Origin of the sequence: Nonomuraea sp. NPDC049504 (assembly GCF_040676845.1) — a bacterium.
GTDB lineage: Bacteria > Actinomycetota > Actinomycetes > Streptosporangiales > Streptosporangiaceae > Nonomuraea > Nonomuraea salmonea.
The window spans coordinates 58,514-76,376 of record NZ_JBFAPT010000039.1; the positions used below are offsets into that span (position 1 = coordinate 58,514).

The 17,863-nt window shown below is 74.1% G+C and carries 17 protein-coding genes; 4 read left to right on the forward strand and 13 right to left on the reverse strand.

What is annotated here, in order from left to right:
• Nucleotides 1-161: 161 nt before the first annotated feature.
• Nucleotides 162-3,011, forward strand: coding sequence for a BTAD domain-containing putative transcriptional regulator (locus tag AB0K28_RS45800; RefSeq protein ID WP_364383280.1), 2,850 nt, complete (start codon nucleotides 162-164; stop codon nucleotides 3,009-3,011).
• Here the strand turns inward: AB0K28_RS45800 and AB0K28_RS45805 are convergent.
• The 8 genes from AB0K28_RS45805 to AB0K28_RS45840 are packed head-to-tail and all read right to left on the reverse strand — an operon-like array spanning nucleotide 2,896 to nucleotide 9,655.
• The gene (locus AB0K28_RS45805; RefSeq protein WP_364383283.1) at nucleotides 2,896-3,759 is read right to left on the reverse strand and encodes a glycosyltransferase family 2 protein; all 864 of its coding nucleotides are present in this window, start codon (nucleotides 3,757-3,759) and stop codon (nucleotides 2,896-2,898) included. The genes AB0K28_RS45800 and AB0K28_RS45805 overlap by 116 nt on opposite strands.
• Entirely contained in the window at nucleotides 3,741-4,472 is a 732-nt protein-coding gene (locus tag AB0K28_RS45810) for a polysaccharide deacetylase family protein (protein ID WP_364383286.1), read from the reverse strand. The genes AB0K28_RS45805 and AB0K28_RS45810 overlap by 19 nt, the downstream gene beginning before the upstream one ends.
• Nucleotides 4,454-5,863 (reverse strand): Ldh family oxidoreductase, encoded by a 1,410-nt coding sequence (locus tag AB0K28_RS45815; RefSeq protein WP_364383289.1) that lies wholly within the window; start codon nucleotides 5,861-5,863, stop codon nucleotides 4,454-4,456. Before AB0K28_RS45815 ends, AB0K28_RS45810 begins: the two co-directional genes overlap by 19 nt.
• 19 nt (nucleotides 5,864-5,882) lie before the next feature.
• Nucleotides 5,883-6,293 carry a VOC family protein gene (locus AB0K28_RS45820; RefSeq protein WP_364383292.1) on the reverse strand — a complete coding sequence of 137 codons (411 nt, stop codon included), beginning with the start codon at nucleotides 6,291-6,293 and terminating at the stop codon, nucleotides 5,883-5,885.
• Between the two features lie 39 nt (nucleotides 6,294-6,332).
• Nucleotides 6,333-7,112, reverse strand: a complete 780-nt coding sequence (locus tag AB0K28_RS45825) for a sulfotransferase (RefSeq protein WP_345409147.1) — start codon at nucleotides 7,110-7,112, stop codon at nucleotides 6,333-6,335.
• A complete protein-coding gene (locus AB0K28_RS45830; RefSeq protein WP_364383296.1) occupies nucleotides 7,102-7,962 on the reverse strand; it encodes a sugar phosphate isomerase/epimerase in 861 nt (286 codons plus the stop codon). Before AB0K28_RS45830 ends, AB0K28_RS45825 begins: the two co-directional genes overlap by 11 nt.
• A complete protein-coding gene (locus AB0K28_RS45835) occupies nucleotides 7,959-8,705 on the reverse strand; it encodes a hypothetical protein (RefSeq protein WP_364383299.1) in 747 nt (248 codons plus the stop codon). Before AB0K28_RS45835 ends, AB0K28_RS45830 begins: the two co-directional genes overlap by 4 nt.
• Entirely contained in the window at nucleotides 8,702-9,655 is a 954-nt protein-coding gene (locus tag AB0K28_RS45840; protein ID WP_364383302.1) for a Gfo/Idh/MocA family oxidoreductase, read from the reverse strand. Before AB0K28_RS45840 ends, AB0K28_RS45835 begins: the two co-directional genes overlap by 4 nt.
• A gap of 135 nt (nucleotides 9,656-9,790) precedes the next feature.
• Between AB0K28_RS45840 and AB0K28_RS45845 the strand changes: the two genes are divergently transcribed.
• Nucleotides 9,791-11,191: a serine hydrolase gene (locus tag AB0K28_RS45845; protein ID WP_364383305.1), complete on the forward strand. Its 1,401-nt coding sequence runs from the start codon at nucleotides 9,791-9,793 to the stop codon at nucleotides 11,189-11,191.
• 71 nt (nucleotides 11,192-11,262) lie between these two features.
• Here the strand turns inward: AB0K28_RS45845 and AB0K28_RS45850 are convergent, their stop codons facing one another.
• The gene (locus AB0K28_RS45850) at nucleotides 11,263-11,883 is read right to left on the reverse strand and encodes a helix-turn-helix domain-containing protein (protein ID WP_364383308.1); all 621 of its coding nucleotides are present in this window, start codon (nucleotides 11,881-11,883) and stop codon (nucleotides 11,263-11,265) included.
• A gap of 47 nt (nucleotides 11,884-11,930) precedes the next feature.
• Between AB0K28_RS45850 and AB0K28_RS45855 the strand changes: the two genes are divergently transcribed.
• Nucleotides 11,931-12,695: an SDR family oxidoreductase gene (locus AB0K28_RS45855; RefSeq protein WP_364383311.1), complete on the forward strand. Its 765-nt coding sequence runs from the start codon at nucleotides 11,931-11,933 to the stop codon at nucleotides 12,693-12,695.
• A 59-nt stretch (nucleotides 12,696-12,754) separates the two neighbouring features.
• Here AB0K28_RS45855 and AB0K28_RS45860 read toward each other — a convergent pair whose 3' ends face one another.
• From AB0K28_RS45860 to AB0K28_RS45875, 4 genes are read right to left on the reverse strand one after another with little or no spacing between them, the layout of a single operon-like run.
• Entirely contained in the window at nucleotides 12,755-12,976 is a 222-nt protein-coding gene (locus AB0K28_RS45860) for a hypothetical protein (RefSeq protein WP_364383314.1), read from the reverse strand.
• Nucleotides 12,977-12,979: 3 nt separating this feature from the next.
• The gene (locus AB0K28_RS45865) at nucleotides 12,980-15,634 is read right to left on the reverse strand and encodes an AAA family ATPase (RefSeq protein ID WP_364383317.1); all 2,655 of its coding nucleotides are present in this window, start codon (nucleotides 15,632-15,634) and stop codon (nucleotides 12,980-12,982) included.
• Nucleotides 15,635-15,658: 24 nt separating this feature from the next.
• Nucleotides 15,659-16,585 carry an MBL fold metallo-hydrolase gene (locus tag AB0K28_RS45870; RefSeq protein WP_364383320.1) on the reverse strand — a complete coding sequence of 309 codons (927 nt, stop codon included), beginning with the start codon at nucleotides 16,583-16,585 and terminating at the stop codon, nucleotides 15,659-15,661.
• A 10-nt stretch (nucleotides 16,586-16,595) separates the two neighbouring features.
• Entirely contained in the window at nucleotides 16,596-17,201 is a 606-nt protein-coding gene (locus tag AB0K28_RS45875; RefSeq protein WP_364383323.1) for a TetR/AcrR family transcriptional regulator, read from the reverse strand.
• A gap of 147 nt (nucleotides 17,202-17,348) precedes the next feature.
• Between AB0K28_RS45875 and AB0K28_RS45880 the strand changes: the two genes are divergently transcribed.
• Nucleotides 17,349-17,863 (forward strand): transposase (locus AB0K28_RS45880; protein WP_364383326.1); only part of this gene is annotated, 515 nt, incomplete at its 3' end.

Below are 17,863 nucleotides of genomic sequence, written 5' to 3' on the forward strand. Positions count from 1 at the left end.
CCCGCGGGCGTGAAGGATTGTTTCATCGGCCGCCTTGACATAAAGATCTTTCTTGTCTCACGATCTGAGTCAACGGCCGTCTGCCGCGCCAGGCGAAGCCAGCCGTGGCCGGGGGAGGTTTCGCGCGGCAGGCGGTCCATGCACAACCGCGGAGGTGATGCATGGATTTCCAGCTCCTGGGCCCGGTCGGCGCGACCGCCGGTCGGCGCCGGGTGGACCTCGGCCCGCCGCGTCAGCGCTGCGTCCTGGCGGTGCTGCTGGTCGAGGCGGGGTCGGCCGTCCCCACCGAGCAGCTGATCGACCGCCTGTGGGAGCAGCACCCGCCGCGCGAGGCGCGCAGCACCCTCTACAGCTACGTGACCCGCATCCGTGCCGTCCTGCAGTCGTCGGGCGCCGCGGCCGAGGGCGTCGCGCTGGTCCGCCGGGCCGGCGGCTACCTGCTCGACGTCCCGCCGGAACAGGTCGACCTGAACCGTTTCCGGCGGCTGGTCAAGGACGGGCGCGCGGCCGGCGGCGAGCGCGCGGGCAGCCTGTTACGCCGCGCGCTCGCCCTCTGGAAGGCCGACGCGCTCACGGGGGTGCCGGGCATGTGGGCGGAGCGGACGCGCGCCCAGCTCGAGGACGAGCGCGTCATGGCGTACCTGGCGTACGCCGACAACCGCGTTGACGGCGGACGATACGAGGAACTGCTGCCCGGCCTGCGGGCCCTGGCGGCCTCCCACCCCTTCGACGAGCGGCTGACGGCTCGGCTGATGACCGTCCTGGAGCGCTGCGGACGCCAGGCCGAGGCCCTGCACCTGTACGAGCGCGTCCGCACCCAGCTCGCCGAGCAGCTCGGCGTCGATCCAGGCCCCGAACTGCGCAGGCGGCACCTGGAACTGCTGTCATCGGCTCCCGTCCCCGCCCCCATGGTCCTCGTGCCGCGCCAGTTGCCGCGCCAGTTGCCGCGCCAGTTGCCGCGCCAGTTGCCGATGGCCCCCACGGGTTTCCAGGGCAGGGCCCGTGAACTGGCCGAGCTGAACAGGGCGGCCGGCACCGACGGCCTGATCGTCGCCCTCGTCGGCCCCGGCGGCGTCGGCAAGACCAGCCTGGCCCTGCACTGGGCTCACCGCAGCCTGGACCGCTTCCCCGACGGCCAGCTCTACGCCAACCTGCGCGGCTTCAGCCCGGCCGGCGAGCACCTGCCGGCCTCCACGGTGTTACGCGACTTCCTCGAAGCGCTGGGCGTCGAGCCGTCGGCCATCCCCCCGGGCGGCGACGCCCGCGCGGCTCTGTACCGCTCGCTCATCGCGGGGCGGCGCATGCTCGTCGTCCTGGACGACGTTCGCGACGCCGCCGAGGTCACCCCGCTCCTTCCCGGCAGCCTCACCTGCACGGTCGTCCTCACCAGCCGCCACCGGCTGGCCGGGCTGGCGGTCGCGTACGGCACCAGCGTCGTCTCCCTGGACGTGCTCTCACCAGGAGAGGCTCGCACCCTGCTGAGTCGCAGGATCGGCGCCGCGCGTGTCGAGACCGAGGCGAGGACCGTCACGTCCCTGCTGGAGTACTGCGGCGGCCTGCCGCTCGCCCTCGGTGTCCTGGCCTCACGGGCGACGGCGCACCCCGAGTTCCCGCTCTCGATGCTGGCCGAGGAGCTCGAAGAGGAGTCCGACAGGCTCGACGCCCTGGACGCAGGAGACGCCGGCGTTCGCGCGGTGTTCGCCTCCTCCTATCGCGCGCTGTCCCCGATCGCGGCGCGCGCCTTCGGCCTGCTGGGCTGCGCCCCAGGACCGAGCATCGGCCTGCCGGCGATCGCCGCGCTCCTCGGCCTGCCGATCCCGCGCGCCCGCACCGTCGTGCGCATGCTGGAGGCGGCCCACCTGGTCCAGCAGCACGCCCCCGCGCGCTACCGCATGCACGACCTCGTCCGCCTGTACGCGATGGAGGTCGCCGGCCGCGACGTCCCCGCGGACGCGCGCGAGGCGGCCCTGCGCCGCCTGGTCGGCTTCTACCTGCGCGGCGCCTACGCGGCCGGCCGCCTGCTCTACCCCCACCGGGTCGACATCGAGCCGGCCGCCTGCGGTGACGGCGTCGTACCGCCGCCGATGGGGACCGCCGGGCAGGCGCTGGCCTGGTGCGACACCGAGTACGTCGGCGTGCTGGCCGCCTTCCGGCTGGCCGCGGCGCACACCTGGGACGACGCGGCCTGGCGGCTGGCGTGGGCACTGGACGCCTATTGCCTGCGCCGGGCCCACCTCGCGGACCTCGTCGAGATCTGGACGGTCGCCACGCGGGCGGTGGATCGGCTGGGCGAGCCGCTGCCCCGCGCTGCGGCGCGCTGGCGGCTCGGCCTGTCCCGGGCGATCTTCGGGGAGCGGGACGGCGTCCTCGGCCTGCTCCGCACGGCCGTCGCCCTGTTCGCCCGGGCGGGCGCGGCCGAGTGCCAGGCCCAGGTGCACCAGTCGATCGGCCTGGTGATGTCCCGCTGGAAGGAGCACGAGCCGGCGCTGCACCACGCCAGGCGGGCCCTGGCGATGTCGAGGACGCTCGGCAACGTCAACGGGGAGGCCAACGCGCTCAACAGCATGGCCTGGTGCCTGTCGCAACTGCTCAGGTATGACCTGGCGCTGCCGCACGCGGAGCGGGCCCTGTGGTTGTTCCGCGGCGGCGACGACCCCGACGGCGAGGCCGCCGCCCTGGACAGCATGGGCTACATCGTCCATCAGATGGGCCGCTACCGGGAGGCCATCGGCTACTACACCTCCGCCATCAGGAAGCGGCGCATGATCGGCAACGTCGGGCAGGAGCCCGACTCGCTGGTCAGGATCGGCGACTCCTACGCGGCGCTGGGCGAGTCCTGTCACGCCAGGGTCGCCTGGCGGCGCGCGCTCGCCCTCTACCGCCGGCAGCATCGCGTCAGCGAGGCCGAGCAGGTCCAGGCCAGGTTCGACGGCGCGCGGCCCCCGTGGCGCCCGCCGCGCCCCTCGGCACGGCACGGCCCGTCGCGTGCAGCGCCCCCAGCATCCTGTTGACCGTCCTGACCGCGCCGCCGGCGCCCACGCCCGCGCTCGCCGCCATCCGCGCCGCGTCCAGGGGAGTGAGCCGTACGGGGTGGTGCGCGCCGGCCGACCACGCGTCCGCGCACGCCCGCCACAACCCCTTCCCGTTGCGGTGCGCGATCACCAGATCAGGCTCGAAGCACACGGGCGTGCCCCGGGCGGCCAGCGCCTCGGCGAGACTGTTGTCGCCGCCGGTCGTGAACCTGGTGAACCCGTTCACCTCGCGGAACACCTCGGCCAGCACCGCGCTGTTGCCTCCGGCGAAGAAGCCGACGGGCGTCCCCGCTTCGAGCCCGGCGTACCGGGCGTCGTGGCGGGCCTGCCTGGCCCGTGACAGCAGTCCGCCGTCGAAGGGGAGGACCCGGCCGGTGATCGCGACCCGCGCGCCCCGCAGGTGACGGGCGACGACGGCGAGCCAGTCGCCGCGCGGCACCGCGTCGTCGTCGAGGAAGGCGAGCACGTCCCCGCTCGCCCGGGCCGCCGCGACCGTCCTGCTCAGCGCGGCGCCGGCCCTGCGCTCGTTCCGCAGCGCCAGGATCGGCAGCCGCGCGTCGTGCACGCCCGCGACGGCGGACGCGTCGTCCACGACGATGACCTCGTGCAGCTTTCCTCCCGACGCGGGCAGCAGGCCGTCCTGCGCGCACTCCGCGAGGGCCTCGAGGCAGCGTGCGAGATCACCCGCCCTGTCACGGGTCGGGATGATCACTGAGATGCGAACCATTGCCGCCTCCATCGGGTCACGAGCTCCGGCCACCTGTCCTCCTCACCCGAGGGGAGGTAGGTGCGCCGGATGTGGTGCGGTGCCTGGAGCCAGGGGAGCGGGGCCGAGCGCACCGTGCCGAAGCCCAGCACGTCGCCGGGCACCGGATCGACGGCGGGGACGTCGCCGTACGGGTAGGCGAAGGCGGCCGGCGCGGCGCCCGTCATGCGCCGCGTGTCGGCCAGTGAGCCGCCGACCTCGTCCCGCGCGCGGGCGGCCGTCAGCTCGGACAGCCTGACATGCGACCGGGTGTGCGCCCCGGCCACGTGTCCCATGCGGGTCAGCACGGCGACGTCGGACCAGGTCAGGAAATCCTCGCGGGGCGTGGAGGGGGCCGGGCGGTCCATGTCCGCCATGCGGTCCGTGACGCAGAACAGCAGGATCCGTACGTCGAACTCGGCCAGCAACGGCACCGCCTGCGTGAGCACGTCGCGGTAGCCGTCGTCGAACGTGATGAGCACGGCCGGCTCGGGCGGCGGCGCGAAGCGCGGCGTGACGAGCGCGGGTTCGACGGCTGGCCCGAAGCCGGTCAGGACGAGATCGAGCGCCCTGCGGAAGCCGTCGGGCGAGATCGCGGTGTAGTGGTCGACCGCGGCGTTGACGTGGTGGAAGTACAGCACCAGAGGCCAGCCGGGCGCACTGCCCAGCGCGGGGTTCAGTCGCCGGCCGGCCATCCCAGCTCCCTGAGCACGGTGACGGGGACGGGGGCGCCGTGCCGCCTGACGTCGGCCGCCGTGTCCTCCTCCACCTGGTCGGGGAACCACGGCCGGGGCGGCGGTTCGTCGTAGCCGGCGCGTACCGCCTCCCGCAGGGTGCCGAGGAACGCGTGCGGCGGCTCCCGTCCTGAGACGTGGGCGGCGGAGACGCCGATGAGCAGCTGGCCGCAGCCCATGACCGTGTCAGGAAGCTTGCGCTGCTTGGCCACATCGGGGCTGACCCGCCCGCCCGCGAGCGCCCCCGCGAGGATCTCCACGATCAGCGTGACGCACAGCCCCTTGTAACCGCCGAAGAGCGGGATCGAGCCGCCCCTGTCCAGTTCGTCCGGGTCCGTGGTGGGCCGGCCCGCGGCGTCGCGCAGCCATGCCTCGGGCACGGGGACGCCGAGGTTGGCGGCGTCCCTGATCTTGCCCGCCGCCACGACACCGGTGGCCAGGTCGATGCAGAACGGCTCGCCGGCCGCGCCCGGGGTGACCAGGCAGAGCGCGTTGCTGCCCAGCGTGGGGTAGGCCGCCCCCGGCGCGGACACCGACGGACCCGACGTGTTCATCAGCAGCCCGACCACGTCGTCCCGCTGGAACGGCCACCGGTAGGCGGCCAGCATGCCCACGTGGTTGTTGTTGTGCACCGCCACGGCGGCGACGCCGGTGGCCGCGGCGGCGGCGGCGCACCACTCGGCCGCCACGTCCATGGCCGGCTGGCCGAAGCCGCCGCCGGCGTCCACGACGGCCAGCGACCCGGTCACCTCGGTGAGCGCGGGCCTGGCCCCCGCCACGATCCCGCCCGCGCTGATCCGCCGGAGATAGGTGGGCAGCAGGGCGACGCCGTGCGAGCGGTGGCCCCGGCATTCGGCGTCCACCAGGACCCGTGCGACCGACGCCGAGGCCGCCGGAGGAGCGCCCGCCTCGGTGAGCGCCTGCCGGATGCGCTGCTCCAGCAGGGCGAGCGGAACGCGGACGGTCGCCCCCGCCCGGCCCGGCACGAACCGGCCGCCGCGCAGCTCCAGGCAGCGGTACCGGTCGGGCCAGCCCGCAGGACGCCGTCCCGCGAGCACGACGACGGCGCGCGGCGGGCTCGCGCCGCCGAGGTCCTGCCAGATCCCGTCGGAAGGCTCGTCGCCCGCGTCGAGCACCGTCCGGCCCGCGTCGCCGCGCTCCAGCGTCACGCTGCCGTACGCCGGCCGGATCCGCCCGGCCAGCAGGTCGGCCATCGCCCGCCGGGCGGGAGCGTCGAGCCCGGTCAGCAGGACGGTGTCACCGCCCGCGACGCTGAGATCCGCACCCCGTAACAGGACCCGTTCGTTGCCCGCCGTGCCCAAGGTCAGCACGACGTCGCTCAGCGTCAGCACGACTCGCCTCCCAGGCGGATCAGTCTTGCGGGCTCAGGAACTCCAGCCTGTTGCCCAGGTTGTCGAAGGCGTAGAACCGGCGGTGACCAGGGAAGTTGTCGTCCCAGGTGATCTCGACGCCGTGGTCCTCCAGCCGCTTGGCCAGGCCGTCGAGGTCCTTGACCAGGATGCCGGGATGAGCCTTGCGGGCCGGGCGGAAGTCCTGCTCGACCCCCAGGTGGATCTCCAGCAGGTCGGCGCGCACCCACAGGCCGCCGCGCGCCGCGAGGACCGGCGGCTTGCGCAGCTCGGTCATGCCGAGCACGTCCACGTAGAAGCGGCGGCACTCGTCCTCGCTGCCCGGAGGGATGGCCAGCTGCACGTGGTGCAGGCCGAGGCCGTGGTCGGAGGTGGCCTCCGTGGTGTCGTAGGGAAGACCCGGTGTCGTCATGAAGGGCTCCTGTCAGGGGAACGGACGGAGTTCGCGCGATCATCTTCTTCCATTTCCTGCGGCTCGGCGATCCAACAGGGCCTGCCACACCCGTTCGACGTCGTCCGGCACCCCATCCGGCGGGCCGGGTCTGGCCACCAGGTCGCGGGCGTACGGCGCGAGGTCGAGGCCGATGACCTGGGCCAGCCGCCGCAGGTCGGGTCCCCGGCAGAGCCGGTCGTACTCCAGCACCAGGCAGTCACCGGAGCGAGGGTGGCGCAGCCAGCCCTCGTGCCAGGCCACCCACTTGCGCAGGACGCCCTCCCGCCTGCCCGGTCGCCACGGGCGGTCGCCGCCCCAGCGCAACGTCGACTCCGCCACCGCCGCCGGGTGGCGGATCAGCAGCACCCATCGCGCGCCCGGGGCGCCGGCGGCGAGCGCGTCGAGCTCCAGCAGGTACTCGTTGTACTTCTCGCCCCACCGGGTGGCGCCCGCGTAGCCGGCCGCGATGATCTGCCTGCGCAGCTCCGCCGCGTCGGTGACCGCCCCTTCCGCGACCCTGGCCGCCGCCGCGCGCACGACCGTCTCCACCCGCTCCCGCCAGCCGTCGGGCGGCAGGTAGGGCGGCTTGCGGTCCAGCGCGTGCAGGATCTCGTCGGCCCGCAGGTGCCGGCCGTCCACGTCGGCCTGGGTGCACCAGCGGTGCAGCAGGTACGGCAGCTTGCCGTTGATCGTGAAGATCCCGCCCGCCGCGCGGAAAGCGCCGTGCAGCACGGTCGCGAGCGCGGTGGTGCCCGAGCGCTGCGCGCCGAAGAGGAGGACGGGCGGCTCAGCCGGCATCGTGCACCGAGCCGAGCCCGTCGCGCCAGGACCGCAGCACCTCCATGCACTCCACGCTGGCGGGGAAGCCGCCGGCGGAGAACGCCTCGCCCCACGGGTGGTCCCGCTCGTGCGGGGTCAGCTCCTTCGAGCGCCGCCAGTGGGTCTCCAGGCTCAGGTAGCCCGCGTACCCGTCCTCGGCGAGCCGGCGCAGGATCGCGGGCCAGTCGACGTCGCCGTCGCCGAGGCGGACGTAGCGGCGCGTCCCGTCCGGGTCCTTCACGTGCACGTGCCCGATCAGCGCACGGGCCCGCTGGTAGTCCCGAGCCGGGTCGCCGCCCCAGCCGCTGAACACGATGTTCCCCGGATCCCATAGGACCCCCGTGCCCGCGCGGCCGAGCCGGTCGAGGAAGTCCATGGTGTGCGCGATCGTCGGCGTGTTGGTCCTGGTGCCCGTCTCGACCAGCAGCCTGACGTCCGGGGGCAAGGCCGCGAGCAGTTCGCCCGCCACCGCCGCGGCGGCGGCCGGATCGGGATCGCCGTCCCGGTAGAAGCTGAAGATCCGTACGTGCGGCGCGCCGAGCAGACCGGCCTGCTCGACGGCCCTGAGCAGGACGCGCTCGGCCGCCGCCAGCTCCCGATCCGTGGCGGGCAGGTCCTGCTTGAAGACCGGAGGGGCGAACCCGGCGACGGCGAGGCCGGCGTTCAGCAGCGTCCGCCTGATGCCGGCCAGCGCGTCGTCGTCCAGGAGGTGCGGCGGGCACTGCGCGACGGAGCGGATCTCGACCCCGTCGAAGCCGAGCCGCGCCGCCGTCTCCGTGACCACCGCGTGGTCCTGCGAGATCTCGTCCCCGATGACGGCGAGCTTCACCTTGCCTCCCACTTCGCGAGCATCCTGAGGTCGTCCACGGCCGTGCCGGCCCGGCTCTCGACCGTGATCGCGCGGATCGGAGCCCCGGACGACAGCAGGGCCTCCACCGGTTCGAGGTCGGCGGCCCGCAACGCCCTGTGGCGGTACGCGCCCGCGGCGTCCCTGCGGAAGCCCTTGACCTGGACGGCGCGGACGTGCGGCGCGAGCCGGGCCAGCGTGGCCGCGTCCGCGCCGCCGGTCGCGGCCACGCCCAGCAGGTCCACCACGACGCCGATGCCGGTCACCTCGGCGAGCTGGGCGAGCCGGCGGCACGAGGGTCCGCCCTGATGCGTCTCCACCCACAGCGCCACTCCCTGGTCGGCGGCCGCGCGTACCTGCCCGGCCAGGGTCGCGGGGTCCGGCTCCGGCACGCAGAACACCTTGACCGGATGGCCGGTGACCGGCAGCTCGAGGCCGACGTCCCCGCCCCGCCCGCCGCATCCGGCCTCGGTCTCCCCGGCCCGCGCGCCGCACCCGACCTTGGTTCGCCCTGCCCGCGCGCCGCACCCGACGAAGGCGACCTCGACGCCCGCGGCGGTCACCTGGCGGATGCCGCGGGCGATGCCGTCCCGCTCCCAGGCGTGGCCCTTGCCCGCGCGCAGATCGACGGTGCCGCCGCCGGCGAGCGCCGTGGCGGCGGCGAGTTCCGCCGCTCCGGCGTCCGGCAGGGAGCCCGAGCTCAACCCCAGGCGGCGGCCGTTCATCGGTCACCGATCCGCGCGGCGGGCAGGGACGGCTGGGCGCGGACGCCGTCCAGAAGCGCGGTCACACCCCGGCTGCGGCCGAGCGCGGCGAGGTCCAGCGGTCCTTCGCCGCGTACCGCCGCCAGCACCTCCCGGTACACCTGGCCGCGCAGCTCGCCCGCCGCGCGCCGGGGCTCGGCGATGCGCACACCGTCCACCTCGCCGTGGGCCGCCCCGTCCCTCAGCTCGAACCAGTCTCCGGCGCCGGCCACGGTCAGGTGCTCCAGCCTGAGCGCGGACCTGCTCGTGATCATCGCGGTCAGCTCGGCGCCGTTGGCGAAGCCGACGGAGCAGGACAGCCGCACGTCGATCGAGGGGGCGGCGTCCTCCCGATGCGCGAGCCTGACCTCGACCGGGGTGCCGAGGAGCTGGCAGGCGAGATCGAGGTAGTGGACGCCGAGGTGCGCCACCACGCCGCCGGCCGCCTCGTCCGGCAGGGAACGCCAGCCCGGCGACGCGTAGTGGGCGGGCGGCCGGTGACGGGAGACCATGAGCGTGGCAGCGGCGCCCGCGAAGCGCTCCGGCGTGCCGGAACGCAGCACCGGGGGAAGCGCGAACCGGTGCTGGAACATCACCGCGCTCAGAACCCCGGCCGCCGCCCCGTTCGCCAGCAGGAACTCCAGCTCGGCGCCGGTCCGCGCAGGCGGCTTCTCCACGATCACGTGCTTGCCGGCGGACTGGCACGCACTGACCACTGCGCCCCGGGGGCCAGGCGGCAGGCACACCGCGACGACCTCGATCCGCTCGTCCGCCAGCACGCTCTCCACGCTCCCCACCGGCGCCCCGATCCCTCGGGTGGCGGCCGGGTCGGTGTCGACCACGCGGGCCACCGTGACCCCCGCCATCGCGCCGGCGGCGGCGAGGTGCTGGCGCCCGGCGTTGCCGTACCCGATGATCGCCAGTTCCGTCACGGCAGGCCCTTCTCGTCAGGCGGGAGGACGTCTCGAGACGAGGCTAGAAGCGGCCTGACGGAACGAACAGGTTGTCGTCAATACGCCAACGCCCGCGGCGGCCACAAGCGAGAATCGCTCACCTACAGTGCGAGAGTGACCACCACAAGATCCCGTAGGAGCATCGCCGGTCTCACCACGGCCGCCGTCCTGCTGAGCGGCTTCCTCACCCCTGAGGCGGTCGCCGCGGACACCGGCGGCGCACTCGCCCACCATCTGCGGCGGACGCTCGACCGGTTACGGTTCGAGCAGGTCCTGGACACCGATCCGCCGACGTCCCCGGCCCGGCTGGACGCGCTGCGGCGGCGCGGTGCCGGCAAGCCGGCGGCCGCCCCGCCGCCACGGGACTCACGCGGCGCCGCCCCGATCACCCAGCAGCCGCAGATCGACCTCACCGTCATCGAGCTGAACGCGGCTGGTCGCCCGGTCTCCTCCGGCACCGTGCTGATGAGCCCGCACCACCCCGACGGCGTGATCGTGCCGGTGGACCGCGACCTGCACACCACCGCCGTGCGCTGGCGGCAGTGGGACGACGCCGGCTGGTACGCCGACCACGCCCAAGGCACCATCGACGTGGTGCCGGGGCGCGAGCACGCCCCCATCGACTTCATGTCCCCCTACCCGGCGTCCGTGCTGAAGCTGATGGTGGCCTTCGGCGTGCTGCGTCTCGTGGACCGGGGAGCGATCTCGCTGGACGACACCTACGCCTACGAGCCGGCGGCCGGCAGCTCGATGTGCGGCCCGCCCGGCGCGGACACGATCCGCGCCTACCTCGACGCCTCGCTCACCTGGTCGTCCAACCCCGCCTCCTGCGCGCTGATCAAGATGCTGCACGACCGGGACGCGATCGACGGCCTCAACCGGACCTTCCAGGACCTGGGGCTGGAGACGCTCCAGCTCAAGGGGACGAACCCGGCCCACGGCGGGCGCTGGGACAACCCGATCACCATGACCTCACTCGACACGGCCAAGCTGCTCATGCTGATCAACGGCGGCAAGGGCACCCTCTGGACGACACCGGGCGGTGTCAGGGTGAGCGCCGGCGTCCTCAGCCGCGCCTCCAGGGAGTTCCTCCTCAGCAGGCTGCGCGACCAGGCCATGAACGTCACCCTGTCGACCACCAACTGGTGCGGCGCCGCCTATCCCGCGCAGGGCATCCCGCAGCGCACGCCGCCGCGCTGGACCGGTGCCGACGGCAGCGTGACGGTGCCGGGCCAGGACGTCGCCTACGGCCACGACGTGCGGCCGTGCGACAGGGCGGCCGAGGTGACGTTCGCCCACAAGAACGGCTGGTGGAGCAACGCCGCGGCCGACGCCGGCATCGTCAGGGCGCTGCCGGGGAAGGGCGGGCGCAGCTACGTCGTCGCCCTCTTCTCCAACCTCGGTTCTCAGTACGTCGACCCCGGCCGCCCGCCGGGCGGGGACGTCTGGTTCACCGAGCGCCTGGCCCGGCTCGGCCAGGCCATCGACGCGTACGAGAAACACCGGCGTCCCTGATCCAGAAGTGACCGGCGTAGCCCGGTCTCACCCTCTCCTGCGCCCTGGGGACCGCCGGTAGGCCGCCGGGACTATGGGGCGGGGCGGCCGATGGTGTCGTCGCCGAAGACGGCCGCGAGCGCCTTGGCGATGAGGGCGGGCAGGTCGGCGCGGCCTTCGTCCTCGGCCCAGCGCACCAGCGCCGTGTGCAGGGCGGCCAGGCAGGCGCCGGCCGCCGCCTGCGCCTGGAACGCCTGGTCGGGGCTGGCGGCCTCGTCGCCCAGGGCGTCGATGATGGCCCGCTGGAGCGCGTACTGGTTGTCCAGGTGCCTGGCGCGCAGCGCGGGCGTGGAGATCATGAGCTGGAGGCGGACGAGCAGGGTCCGCCGCTCCGCCGGCACGTCGTCGCCGGCCAGGGCGGCGGCCGCGGCGACGAGCGCGCCGCCGATGCGGCGGGCCAGGGGTTGCCCGGGGGGCGACGCGGCGATCCGCTCGGCGATCAGCTCGCCGTGCTGGTCGATCAGGACGAGGTCCTCCTTGGTCGGGAAGTGCCGATAGAGGGTCATGGGCGAGACCCCTGCCGCCTCGGCGACGTCGTTCATGGTCGTCGCGTCGTAGCCGCGCTCGCTGAACAGCCGGATCGCGTGAGCCTGGATCGTGCGCTGTGTCTGGGCCCGGCGGCGGGCCCGGAGGGTTGAGTGTTGTGCTGACACGTGATAGAGACTACCACCGTGATAGTCACTACCACTTTGGGGCGGACATGAATGATCTGACCGGCAGGACGGCTCTGGTGACCGGCGCGTCGCGCGGCATCGGCCAGGCGATCGCGACCCGGCTGGCGGCCGGGGGAGCGACGGTGCTCGTGCACTACGGCAGGGACGCGGACGGCGCGGCGGCGACGGTCGGCGCGATCGGGCGCGCGGGCGGGACCGCGCTGGCCGTCCAGGCGGAGCTAGGGGTGGACGGCGACGTCGAGACGCTCTTCGAAGGCGTGGAGAAGGGTCTGGCGGGGCGGCCGCTCGACATCGTGGTCAACAACGCGGCGGCCCAGCCCGCCGGGCCCCTCGGCATCACGACCAGGGCCGAGTTCGACCACCTCTTCGCGGTGAACGTGCGGGCGCCGTACTTCATCGTCCAGCGGGCGCTGCCGCTGCTGCGCGACGGCGGACGCATCGTCACCGTCTCGTCCGTCGCGACCCGCATGGCGAACCCGGCGCAGACGTCCTTCGCCATGACCAAGGGCGCGATCGAGACGATGAGCCTGACCCTGGCCAACGAGCTCGGCGCCAGGGGCATCACGGTGAACGCGGTCGCCCCCGGCGCCACCAGGACGCTCGCCAACGGCGCCGTCTTCGAGGCGCCCGGCCTGGCCGACGTCATCGCGGGATCGACGGCGCTCGGCCGCCTCGGTGACGCCGGCGACGTGGCGGACGTGGTCGCGTTCCTCGCCTCCGACGCCGCCCGCTGGATCACCGGCCAGGTCATCGACGCCAGCGGCGGCCTGTTCCTCGGCCCGCGCGCCTGACGCGGCCGGTTCCGGCCGCCCTCCACTCGCGGCGGCCGGAACCGAGCCCCGCACGCGCGTCACCCGGCCGTGTGCGTGAGGATGGCGGTGGCCGGCTCCTCGTGCACCTCGGGCGGCAGGGTGTGGCCCATGCCCTGCACGATCATCAGGCGCGCGTCGGGGATCTGCTCGGCGATGATCGCGCCGTGCCCCGGCTTGGCCGGTTCATGGCTGCTGATCAGCAGGATCGGCTCGTCGGCGGCGGCGCCGAACTCTTCACTCCCGATGTTCACGTTCTGCATGACTCACAGCTTGCCGTCGCCGGTCACGGGTGCCTTCCGTAGGACTACCAGCCGCGCGAGGTCAGTACGCGAGCTGATGCCCAGCTTCGGATACATCTTGTACAGGTGGTACTCGACCGTACGCGGGCTGAGGAAGAGCCGGGCGGCGATCTCCTTGCTGGACAACCCGTCGGCGGCCAGGCCCGCGATGCGCAGCTCCTGCGGCGTCAGCACGTCGAGCACGTCGGAGGGCGGGGCCTGCCCGCTCTCGCCGGCCGCCCGCAGCTCCTCCTGCGCCCGCCGCGCCCACGGCCGCGCGCCCGCCTGCTCGAAGGTCTCCCACGCCGCCCGCAGCTGAGCCCGCGCCTCGCCGGGCCGCTGCGACCTGCGCAGCCGCTCGCCCAGCAGCAGCGCCGTCCTGGCCGACTCGAACGGGTTGGTGTGCAGCCGCAGCGCCTCGGCGAAGGCGTCGGACGACCCCTCGACCAGGCCGCGGCAGCGGGCCAGCAGGGCGTGCGACTCGGGCGTGCCGGCGTTCGCCGACCACCGCTCGTACGCGGCCAGCGTCGCCCGCGCGCCCTCCTCGTCACCCGCGCCCACGGCGGCCTCGATCCGATCAGGGGTGGACCGCGACACGACGGTGGGATGCCCGGCTCCCGGCCCCGCCGTGACGACGGCGTGGAAGCGGTCGTGCGCCGCCGCGTACCGGCCGAGGCACAGGTCGAGCAGCGCCAGCGCGTACGACGCCAGCCCCGCGCGCATCCCCACCCGGTGCGGGATCGCGATCGCCAGCGCCGCGCGGGCCTGCCGCTCGCAGTCCTCCTCCTCGCCCCGCAGCGCCGCCACCGCCGCCAGGTTGGCGAGGTGGGCGGCGACGGTGTTGGTGTAGCCGGCCTCGCGCGCCAGCTCAAGACCCTCCTCGGAGAGCGCCTGGCTGCGCGCCAGCCGGCCGGCGATGCGCTCCGCCGTCGCGACGAACTCCAGCACGACCGGCAGCTGCCCGCTCATCCCCGACACCCTGGCCACCCGCCCGGCCCGCTCGGCCAGGTCGGCGGCCAGGTCGTTCTCGCCCAGGTAGCTGGCCGCGGCCGCGGCCCACAGGTGCTCGGCCGCGTCCTCCAGCTCACCGGCGTGGGACAGCGCCCGCCGCAGCAGGCCAGGACCCTCGGCATCGCCGTCCAGCGTGAGGCCGACTCCGGCCACCGTGTCGCGCAGGAATCCTTCGGGGTGCGCCGCCGCCCGCCGGCCCAGCGCGATGATGGCCGCCGTGTCGCCGACGTACGAGGCCGCCTCGGCGGCGTCGGCCAGCATGTCCAGGGTGTCGCCCGCCGCCAGGATGCGTACGGCCTCGGCGGCGTCGCCCGAGTTCAGCTCGAACCGGCCGCGCAGCCGGGCGACCTCCATCGCCAGCCCCACGTCCTCGCCGGCGCGTTCGCGCGCCTCGGCCAGCAGCGACTGCGCCTGGCCGGGGCGTCCGCCGAGCCAGGCAGCGACGGCGGCGTCCTTCAGCCGTACGGCACGCGCCCGCGGCTCGGGGGTCAGCTCGGCGGCCCTGGCCAGCGCCATGGCGGCGGCGCCGTACCCGCCGCGCTCGCGCGCCCGGTCGGCGGCGGCCACCAGCGCGGCGGCGACCTGCTCGTCCTGGCCCAGCGCGGCGCCCGCGAGGTGCCAGGCGCGGCGGTCGTCGGAGGCCAGCTCCGCCAGCACGGCGTGCACCCGGCGGACGTCGGCGGGAGAGGCCGCCTCATGGATCGCGGAGCGGACGAGCGGATGGCGGAACCGCACCGTCGCGCCCGCCACCTCCGCCAGCCCGGACTCCTCCAGCTCGGCCAGCGCCTGCCCGCCCGCCAGCCGGTCGGCGGCGCTCAGCACCAGGGGGAGATCGGCCTCCACGGCGGCGACCAGACCGATCAGCCTGGCAGCAGGCGACAGGGCCGCGACCTGGTCGCCGAAGAGGCGGGCGCCACCGGGCAGCGGGTCGGGCAGCGGCTCGTCCCCGGCGCGCTGCGCGGGCGTCAGCCGGGCGACGATCTCGTGCAGGGCGAGCGGGTTCGCGCCGGTCAGCGTCACGAGCTCGCGCCGCACGCGGGCGGACAGCTCGGCGTGACGGTCCCGCAGCAGCTCGTCCGCGGCGGACTCGGGCAGCCCCCGTACGTCCAGCGTCCGCGGCACCCCCTTCACCGGCGCGTCGCCGCGTACGGCGAGCAGCATCGCGACGCGTTCCGTCGCCAGCCGCCTGGTGGCGAACAGCAGCGCGTCGGCCGAGGCCCGGTCGATCCACTGGAAGTCGTCGATCACGCAGATCAGGCCGTCGGGCGCGGCCGCCTCTGCCAGCAGCGACAGCACCCCGGCGCCCACCAGGAAGCGGTCGCCGCCGCCCGGCTCAAGCCCCAGGGCCGCGCCGACGGCCAGCCGCTGCGGCTCGGGCAGCGCGCCGAGCGACCCGATCACCGGCCACAGCACCTGGTGCAGCGCCGCGAAAGCGAGGTCGGACTCCGACTCGACGCCCGTGGTGCGCAGCACCCGCATGGCGCCGCCACGCGCGGCCGCCGCGTCGAGCAGGGCGGTCTTGCCCGTCCCCGCCGCGCCCCGGACGACCACCGCGCCGCCTGAACCGTCGCGCGCCCGCGCGATCACCTCGTCGAGCGCGCTGACCTCCGCCGTTCTTCCGTAGAGCACGGAAGGACACTGTAGAGGCGTCCGTCACTCGGGGCAGAACGCGGCCCACTCGACGATGGCGAAGCCGTCGCCGTCCTTGCCCACCTCGGCGGCGCCGTGCCCCGGCCAGTGCGCGGGGAAGACCAGCTCGTGCCGGTCGGCGGCGCGCTCGAGGTAGGCGCGGCGGGTCTTGGCGGCGAGCGGCGGGTCGTCGCAGAAGCAGCTGTTCCACTGCGGGTTGAGCACCTGGACGGGACTGTGCAGCATGTCGCCCACGAAGACGGCGCGGTCGCCGCCCGAGCGCAGGGTGAGCACGGACGAGCCGGGGGTGTGCCCCGGCGCGGGCTCCAGCAGCAGGTTGCCGTCGATGCGGTGGCCGCCCTCCCAGAGCACCGCCTGCCCGGCCCGGTGGATGGGCGCGACGCTGTCGTCGAACACCAGCTTGCCGCCCTCCCAGCGCAGCCGCTCGTGCTCGTCGCGCGGCGTCCGGCGCAGGTGGGCGTTGGCCGGGTCGAAGTAGACGTTGTCGACGCGCGGGATCAGGTATGTCGCGTTGGGAAACGTGGGCACCCACTCGCCGTCGCGCGCGTCGGTGTTCCAGCCGACGTGGTCGTAGTGGATGTGCGTGTTGACGACGACGTCCACGTCCTCCGGCGCGACGCCGGCCGCGCGCAGCCGGTCGAGATAGCCGGTCCGCAGCCCCGCGAACGCCGGGACCTGCGGGCGCTCCCTGCCGTTGCCGACCCCGGTGTCCACCAGGACGATCTTGCCCTCGCTGCGCAGCACCCAGGTCTGGATGTGGCAGCGGTAGGCGTCGTCGGCGGGCGTCCAGAAGTCGGGCGCCAGCCAGTCCTGGTTGCGCCGCCAGGTCTCCTCGTCGCTGTCCGGGATGATGAACCGGGCGGTACGGATCGGGCCTGACCACTCGATGACGCGGCTGATCTCGACGTCACCGAGGACGATGTTGTGCACGGGTTGCTCCTCAGGCATCGTAGCGGGCGAGGAACGTACCGACGGCTTCCTCGATCACCGTCTCGGCGTCGGGCTGCTCGGCGACCTCCTCCTCGAACGCCATCACCCGCGGCCACACCAGGAACTCCTGCACCAGCCCCATGAACTGGCGCGCCGCGAGCCGCGTGTCCGCGCACCGCAGCAGGCCGCGCGCCACCAGATCGTCCAGGCAGGTGACGAACGCCGCGGCGACCGGCCCCTTGCCCATGCGGTAGAACTCCTCCGCGATCCACGGCAGCCGCCCCGACTCGGTGACCACGAGCCGGGCGAAGCGGATCTGGTCGGTCTCGGTGGCGAAGCGCTGCAGCGACCTGGCGAACCTCCGCAGCACATCGGCGGCGCTCGCCCCGGACGTCCACTCCCGGCGGTCAGGGGCGTCGAAGGCCTCCCAGTGACGGCGGACCATCTCGCGGAAGACCTTCTCCTTGGCGCCGAAGCGGTTGTAGACGGTCTGGCGCGAAACCCCGGCCCGCTCGGCGACCCGCTCCAGCGTGACGCCGGCGTAGCGGTCGGCCAGGAAGAGCTCCTTCGCGGCCGCGAGGATCTTCTCGTCAGAGGCCGCCCCGCGCTCCGTCATCAGATACCTCCGTGGATACCCCCGCCTTCAGGCGGGGGAGGAATCGGACTCCTGCGGGGCAGGACAGGGGCAGCCGGTTCGCTGTCAGGTGAACCGGTGTATCGAACACACGCGCGATCTTTGGTTGATCGTGGGAGTATGTGGGGCGTGGCGCAGATCGTGAAGCGGGCCTACAAGTACCGCTTCTATCCGACTCCTGAGCAGGCCGGCGAGCTTGCCCGGACGTTCGGTTGCGTCCGTCTCGTTTACAACAAGGCGCTCGAGGAGCGCACCCGCGCCTACCGGCTGGAAGGCCGCCGTGTCTCCTATGTGGAGTCCTCCGCGCGCCTGACGGAGTGGAAGCGCAGCGGCGACTATGACTTCCTGTCGGAGGTGTCGTCGGTTCCTCTGCAGCAGGCGTTGCGGCATCTTCAGGCGGCGTTCGCGAACTTCTTCGCCAGGCGCGCCAAATACCCGGTGTTCAAGTCCCGGAAGAGGTCCCGGGCGTCGGCGGAGTACACCCGCTCGGCGTTCCGCTGGCGTGAGGGCCGGTTGTGGCTGGCGAAGATGGACACGCCGCTGGCCATTGTGTGGTCGCGTCCGCTGCCGGAGGGTGCGCGGCCGTCCACGGTCACCGTCTCCCGCGACAGCGCGGGACGCTGGTTCGTGTCCCTCCTGGTCGA